Source organism: Saccharothrix sp. (genome assembly GCF_031180885.1).
Lineage (GTDB): Bacteria > Actinomycetota > Actinomycetes > Mycobacteriales > Pseudonocardiaceae > Actinosynnema.
This window is the reverse complement of the sequence record NZ_JAPSLK010000047.1, coordinates 55,835-62,836: the sequence shown is the minus strand read 5'-3', so window position 1 is coordinate 62,836 and position 7,002 is coordinate 55,835. Positions and strand designations below refer to the sequence as shown.

The 7,002-nt window shown below is 73.4% G+C and carries 7 protein-coding genes; 5 read left to right on the top strand and 2 right to left on the bottom strand.

What is annotated here, in order from left to right; all coding sequences use genetic code 11:
• Window positions 1-815 (top strand): methyltransferase domain-containing protein (locus RIN75_RS34005; RefSeq protein ID WP_309116184.1); only part of this gene is annotated, 815 nt, incomplete at its 5' end.
• On the opposite strand, the gene RIN75_RS34000 is transcribed toward RIN75_RS34005, so the two are convergent.
• On the bottom strand, window positions 793-996 hold the full coding sequence (locus RIN75_RS34000; protein WP_309116183.1) for a hypothetical protein: 204 nt from the start codon (window positions 994-996) through the stop codon (window positions 793-795). The two genes, RIN75_RS34005 and RIN75_RS34000, sit on opposite strands and share 23 nt — an antisense overlap.
• Before the next feature lie 105 nt (window positions 997-1,101).
• On the opposite strand from RIN75_RS34000, the gene RIN75_RS33995 reads away from it, so the two are divergent.
• From RIN75_RS33995 to RIN75_RS33985, 3 genes are all read left to right on the top strand, one after another.
• Window positions 1,102-1,596 (top strand): hypothetical protein, encoded by a 495-nt coding sequence (locus RIN75_RS33995; protein ID WP_309116182.1) that lies wholly within the window; start codon window positions 1,102-1,104, stop codon window positions 1,594-1,596.
• Between the two features lie 71 nt (window positions 1,597-1,667).
• A complete protein-coding gene (locus tag RIN75_RS33990; protein WP_309116181.1) occupies window positions 1,668-1,922 on the top strand; it encodes a helix-turn-helix transcriptional regulator in 255 nt (84 codons plus the stop codon).
• A 116-nt stretch (window positions 1,923-2,038) separates the two neighbouring features.
• Window positions 2,039-2,998, top strand: coding sequence for a zinc metalloprotease (locus RIN75_RS33985; protein WP_309116180.1), 960 nt, complete (start codon window positions 2,039-2,041; stop codon window positions 2,996-2,998).
• 400 nt (window positions 2,999-3,398) lie between these two features.
• Here RIN75_RS33985 and RIN75_RS33980 read toward each other — a convergent pair whose 3' ends face one another.
• A complete protein-coding gene (locus tag RIN75_RS33980; RefSeq protein ID WP_309116179.1) occupies window positions 3,399-3,557 on the bottom strand; it encodes a hypothetical protein in 159 nt (52 codons plus the stop codon).
• Window positions 3,558-3,717: 160 nt separating this feature from the next.
• Here RIN75_RS33980 and RIN75_RS33975 point away from each other — a divergent pair, with 160 nt between their 5' ends.
• A complete protein-coding gene (locus RIN75_RS33975) occupies window positions 3,718-6,903 on the top strand; it encodes a BTAD domain-containing putative transcriptional regulator (RefSeq protein WP_309116178.1) in 3,186 nt (1,061 codons plus the stop codon).
• Window positions 6,904-7,002: the final 99 nt, after the last annotated feature.

The window sequence follows — 7,002 nt, the reverse complement described above, 5'->3', positions numbered from 1 at the left end:
TCGTGAGTTCCTTGGCCGCTTTTGGGGTCGGGCGAGTCTGGTCCACTGTGGACGTTTCGGGGTCTTTTCTGGGGCGGCGGAACTTCACTCGGTATGACGTGGAGGACGCGGTTGGTGAGCCCGTGGCGGCGGCGCTCGGGGTGGCTTACCACGGGCGGCGTGGGGGGCGGGTGCCGCCGGCGGGCGGGTTGTCGTGGCGGGTGATGGTGGCCGGGGATCGGGCTGTGGTGGGGTTGCGGGTTGGTTCGCGGCCGTTGCACCGCAGGGGTTATCGACGGGTGTCGCGGCCGGGGGCGTTGCACCCGCCGGTGGCGGCGGCGATGGTGCGCCTGGCCGGGCTGCCCGGGCGGGCGGGTTCGCGGGTGGTGGATCCGTTCTGCGGGACGGGGACCATCGCGATCGAGGCCGCGCACCTGCCGACCGCGTCGACTGTTCTGGGGGTGGACGTCGAACCCGCCGCGATCGCCGCCGCCGTCGCCAACACGCCGACCGCCGAATCCGCGACCGCTGGGCCTGTGGCTGGCGGACCGGTGTCGGGGCGGGTCGGCTGGGCGGTGGGGGATGCGGGGCGGTTGCCGGTGGCGAGTGGGTCGGTGGATCTGGTCGTCGGCAATCCGCCCTGGGGTAGGCAGGTGGCGGTGGTCGGTGAGGTCGAGCGGTTCTGGGGGGAGGTTCGGCGGGTGCTGGTGCCCGGTGGGCGGGCGGTGTTGCTGGTGCATGACGCCGACCTGAGGGGGTTGCCCGTGGTGGACCGGAGGCCGGTGAGCCTGTTCGGGGCGTGGCCGGAGATCGTCACCATCGCAGCAGGAGGGTGACCGCCACGACCGCCGTCGACACCAGGAGCAGCCACGGCGTCATCCGCAGCGCGCGGGTGCGGCGGCGGGTGTCGGCGGCGGTCCTCGGTTCGGCCGCCGAGAACGCGCAGGCGAGCACGTAGACCAGTTGCCCCACGACCACCACCACGGCCAGCACGGCCGGCACCCACCCAGCGTCCACCCACCCATACTGCCAATTACTTGCAACAAAGCCCACGGAGGTGGTGATCACAGCCCGGACGCCGCGCCCGGGTTGGCACGGTGCGCACCGGGGTAGTTCACCGGTGTGGACGAATTTCTGGGCATCTACCTGCGGGACCAGCTCGCGCTCGGCGTCGGGTGGCGTGAACTCGCCCGGCGCGCTCAGCGCAACAACCGCGGCACCCCGCTGGGCGAGGCGCTGGCGGAGGTCGCGGAGCAGATCGGTGAGGACGTCGAGACGTTCCGGTCGATCATGGGGCGGTTGGGCGTGCGCGTAGACCCGCTGCGGACGGCGCTCGCGACCGTCGGCGAGCGGGTCGGGCGGCTCAAGCCCAACGGACGACTGGTCGGCTACTCGCCGTTGAGCCGGTTCCTGGAGCTGGAGGTGCTCGTCATGGGCATCGACCGCAAGAAGCAGCTCTGGCACACCCTGGCCGACCTCGCCGACCTCCGCACCCGCCTGCCGGACGTCGACTTCGACGAGCTGGTCGCCCGCGCGGAGCGGCAGCGGCAGCGGCTGGAGCCGTTCCGGCGGCGGGTGGGGTCGGACGTGTTCACAGCCACGTCGCCACGAGGGTGACGTCGGGCGCGAGGAACTGCGGGTGCGGGACGCGGCGGGCGGCTGGGTGCGGCTGTGCGCGGACCGGTTGGGTGGGCGACGCGGACGACGACGAGGTGGCGGTGACCATCGCGCGGGCGTCCGGTGAGGACCTCCTCCCGCTGCGGTGCGCGGCCTACGGGTTGACCGCGCGGGAGCGCGAGGTGTGCGACCGGGTCATCAGTGGACTGTCCAGTGTGGACATCGCGGACCGCCTCGGGATCTCCGCGCACACCGTGCGGGACCACCTGAAGTCCGTGTTCGCCAAGATCGACGTGCGCGGCCGCGGCGGCCTTGTTGCCACCTAGCGGCGGGAACAAGCCGCCGGCTGAAGGTCAAGCGACGATCGACGGGGTCACTTCGGGCAGGCCTTGGGTCATCATGGCGCGGGCTTTGTCCCCATTCCCTGCACGGAGGACTCCGCATGTTCCACAACGAGAAGCCGGGGCGCAGCCGCGGTGCCCTGCTCACCGGCGCGCTCGCCCTGGGCGCGCTCACCGTCCTCGGGCCGTCCGCGGACGGCAGCACCGCCGTCGCCGAGCGCTCCGCCGACTGCATCGTCGAAACGCACTCCGCCGCACGCGGCAAGCCGGGCACGACGGGCCACGACCGCAACGAGATCAGCCAGGCCGAAGCCGAGCGCATGAACCGCGACCTGCGCGAGCGCGTGGCCCGGGCCTCCGGTGGGCTGACGATGGCGGCGGGCGGCACGATCCCGGTCGTGTTCCACGTGGTCACCGGCACCGGCGGCGTCGGCAACGTCACCGACGCGACGATCACCGAGCAGATGAAGGTGCTCAACGCGGGCTTCGCGGGCGCGGAGGCGCCGGGCGTGGCCGCGAACACCGGCTTCACGTTCGTGCTCCAGGAGACCAAGCGCTGGTCCAACAACACCTGGTTCACCGGCGCGGACCGCTCGCGGGTGGAGAAGCAGATGAAGTCCGCGACCCGGGTCGGCGGCGCGGCCACGCTCAACGTGTGGTCGGTGGACATCGACGGCCTGGGCTACGCGACCTTCCCGAGCTGGTACGAGCGCAGCCCGCAGCTCGACGGCGTGGTGATCGACTGGACGAGCGTCCCGGGTGGCAGCGCGACCAACTTCAACCTGGGCAAGACCCTGACCCACGAGGTCGGCCACTGGATGGGCCTGTGGCACACCTTCCAGGGCGGCTGCACCGAGACCAACGACGAGGTCGCCGACACCCCGGCCCAGTCCAGCTCGACGTCCGGCTGCCCCGCGGGCCGGGACTCGTGCAACCTGCCGGGCCTGGACCCGATCCACAACTACATGGACTACTCCTACGACGACTGCTACAACCAGTTCACCCCGGGCCAGAACACCCGCATGCAGGAAGCCTGGACCGCGTACCGCAGCGGCAGGTAGAAGGTCGACGAACGGGTCCCCTGCGGATGCGGGGGACCCGTTCGCTTTCCGCGCGGCGGACGAACTGCGGCACTGTCGCTCCCGCCGGCACAACGAGCAGGCTGGCGGGCCGCCCGGCGCTCTTGCGGCGCAGCCGCTCCCGTCGGCGCAGCCGGCGGGCACTCTTGCGGCGCAGCCGCTCCCGTCGGCGCAGCCGGCGGGCACTCTTGCGGCGCAGCCGCTCCCGTTGGCGCAGCCGGCGGGCGGCGCAGCCGTGGCTTGTGCTGGGTCGGCGGTGGGGGCGGGTGGGCGGGACCTTCAGCTGCCGATGCCCCACTCCCCGCCGCCAAGTCCTCGCCAGCCCCCCCCAGCGAAACCACGCCACCCGGAACCCACCGCCCCTCGCCCCGCACCGCCCGCCCTACACCGCCCGCCCCGAATCGGACCGCGCCGCCCGCACCGCCCGGAACCGCACCGCCCGGAACCGCGCCGCCCGCACCGAACCGACTTCCCGCCGAACCAACCCGCCGCCGAACCAACCCGCCGCCGACCCGGCCCGACGCCGCGGCGAAAAGATCACCCGATGAGCGGAAGGCTGCCCCATTCCCCCAGCCCACCCCCGTTCGAGATGTGCCGAACGATGACGACTCCTCACCGACTCCGTGTAGTTTTGGAAATGACCGTGCGCCCGACCAACCACCGGGCCCGCGGGCGGCGGACCCGGAATGCCAGGAGCCAGGGTGGAGTTTCGGATTCTCGGGCCTTTCGAGGTGCACGGCACGACCGGCAGGGCGCGGCTGGGTGGGGCTAAGCAGACCGCGCTGCTCGCCACGCTCACCGCCCAGGCCAACCGGCTGACCACGGTGGACCACCTCGTCGAGTCCACGTGGGCGGACGCGCCCCCGGCCGGGGTGACCGCGGCCGTCCACACGTACGTGTCCCGGCTGCGCCGCGCCTTCGACGCGGTCGAGCCCGACGGCGGTGCGCGGATCGTCACCCGGCCCACCGGGTACCTGCTCCGCCTCGCGCCCCACGAACTCGACCTCGAGGTCTTCCGCGGCCACGTCACCAGGGGCCGGGAAGCCGCCGCCGCGGGTCGGTTTGCCGAAGCCTCCGCCGAACTCAACGCCGGCCTGAAACTCTGGCGCGGACCGGCCTTCGTGGACGTCCTCTCCGACCTGTTGCACCGCACCGAGGTCCCGCGCCTGACCGAGGAACAACTCGGCGCCCTGGGCCGCCGCATCGACGCCGACCTCGAACTGGGCCGCCACGCCGACCTCGTCGGCGAACTCCGGGCGCTGACCGTCGAGCACCCGCTGCGCGAGCAGTTCTGGGGCCAGCTCATGCTCGCCCTCTACCGGGACGGCCGCCAGGCCGAAGCCCTCCAGACCTACCAGGAGGTCCGCACCCTCCGGATCGACCAGCTCGGCATCGACCCCGGCCCGGAACTCCAGCAGCTGCACCAGGCGATCCTGGCCAACGAGCCCGCGCTGAACGAGCCCGCGTCCGCCCCACCGCCCCGCACCATGCCGCCGCCCATGCAGCTGCCCGCCGACATCGTCGGCCTGGTGGGCCGCGACGGCGTGGCCGACGAGGTGGCCGCCGTCCTCGCCTCCGGTCACGACGCGCTGCCGATCGCCGTGCTGTCCGGCCTGCCCGGCGTCGGCAAGACCGCCCTGGCCACGCACATCGCGCACCGCCTCCGCAAGCGCTTCCCGGACGGCCAGCTCTACATGAACCTCCGCGGCTACGCGCAGACCGAACCGGTGACGCCGACCCGCGTGCTGGCCCGGTTCCTGCGCTCCCTGGGCCTCTCCCCCGACCTGGTCCCGCTGGACGTCGACGAGCAGGCCGCCGTCTACCGGTCCCTGCTGGCCGACAAGCAGGTCCTGGTCGTGCTGGACAACGCCAACGCCGCCGAGCAGGTCCGGCCGCTGCTGCCCGCCGACCCCGGCTGCGCGGTCCTGGTGACCAGCCGCGACCCGCTCTCCGGCCTGGCCGTGCGGGAAGGCGCGATCCGGTTCGACCTGGACGTGCTGACCCCGGCGGACGCCTACGCGCTCCTGGTCACCCTGCTCGGTCCGGGTCTGGCCGCCGACCCGGAGGCGTTGGACGAGCTGGCCGCGCTGTGCGGGTACCTGCCGCTGGCCCTGCGCATCGCCGCCGCGAACCTGACCGCCCGGGTGCCGAGCACGTCCGTGCGCGAGTACGTGGACCGGCTGCGCGACGGCAACCGGCTGGCCGCGCTGGCCGTGGAGAACGACGAGCAGACCGGGGTGCGGGCCGCGTTCGACCTGTCCTACGAGTCGCTGCGGCCGGCGGCGGCGCGCCTGTTCCGGATGACCGCCCTGGTGCCGGGCCCGGACTTCACCCCGCACGCGGGGGCGGCCCTCGTCGGCACGGACCCGGGCCGGGCGCACGAACTGCTCGGCGTGCTCACCACCGCAGCCCTGGTGCAGGAGGCCGGGCCGGACCGGTACCAGTTGCACGACCTGGTCCGGGACTACGCGCGCCAGCGCGGCCTGGCCGAGGACGACGAGCCGACCCGCACGGCCGCGCTGGAACGCCTGCTCTCGCACTACTTCCGCGCCACCCGCACCGCGTCCGGCCTGATCGAGCCGATCCGCAAGCCCCCGGAGGAGCCGACCGGCCTGCGCGAGACGGCGGTGCCGGAGCTGAAGGACCGGGCGACCGCGACGGCGTGGTTCGAGCAGGAGTACCCGAACCTGCACGCCGCCGTCGACCACGCCGCCGAGCACGGCCCGCACCGGTACGCCTGGCACCTGGCGGACGCGATGTCGTCGCCGCTGGCGCTCGCGCCCCGGTTCGGCGAGTGGGTGACGGTGACCCGGACCGCGCTGCGCGCCGCGACCGAGGCGGGCGACAAGTCCGGCGAGGCGATCACGCTGGTCAGCCTGGGCCACGCGTACAACACGACGGGCCGCATGGCCGACGCGATCGAGACGCTGGAACGGGCGCTCGACCTGTACGTCCAGCTGGACCGGCCGGTGTACCAGTTGCCGTGCCACCACACACTGGGCATGTCGCTGATGTGGACCGGCCGGCTGGCGGAGGCGTGCGCCCACTTCAAGCGCACGATCGAGCTGACCGGCACCGTGGACGTCGGCTACTACCGGGCGGGCGCGGTGCACGGCCTGGGCGTGACCTACCGGTACCAGGGGCTGCTGCCCGAGGCGCTGGAGCAGCTGCTGACGTCGGTGTCGCCCGAGCCCGCACCGGACGAGTCGTACGTGCAGGTGTCGTGGCGGTTCAGCCTCGGCCTCACCTACCGGGACCTGGGCCGGTTCGACGAGGCCGTGCACCAGCTGAAGGCGACCCTGGCCGCCTACGAGCGGATGGGCAACGCGTTCGGCACCAGCCGGTGCCTGGTCGCGCTGGCCGGAGTGCACGCTTGGCGCGGGCGCACCGCCGAGGCGCTGGTGGCGGCGCAGCGCGGGCTCGACCTGAGCCGGCAGGTGAAGCACCGGCGGACCGAGGTCGACGCGTTGAACGTCCTGGGCTCGGTGCACTCGGCCCAGGGTCAGCACGACCGGGCGCGGACCCACCACGCCGAGGCACGGGCGATCGCCGGCACGATGGGGCCGTACCTGTTCGGACTCCTGGAGGCGGAGATCGGCCTGGCGTCGACGACCACCGCGCTGGGCGACCTGCGCGCGGCGCGGCGGCACGCGGACACCGCCCTGACCCGCGTCCGGGAGAGCGGGTTCCGGCTGCACGAGCCCGCCGCGCACCTCGCGGCGGCCCAGGTCGAACTCGCGGCGGGCGACCCGGTCGCGGCCGCCCGGCACGCCGAGACAGCGCTGTCCTCGGCCCGCGAGACGACGAGACCGGCCTGGGAGGAACGCGCACGGGCGCTGCTCGACCGCGTCCACGTGCCGGCGGCCAACCGGTCGTCGGAGCACTGAACCGACCCTGTGCTGAACCAACCCAGAACTGGCCAACCCGGTACCGGACCAACCCGGTACTGGACCAACCCTGTCGAGAGTCGACGAGAAGATCGGGGA

Coding starts and splice junctions, on each gene's coding strand:
- RIN75_RS33985 (WP_309116180.1), top strand. CDS start 2,039: ATGTTCCACAACGAGAAGCCGGGGCGCAGCCGCGGTGCCCTGCTCACC.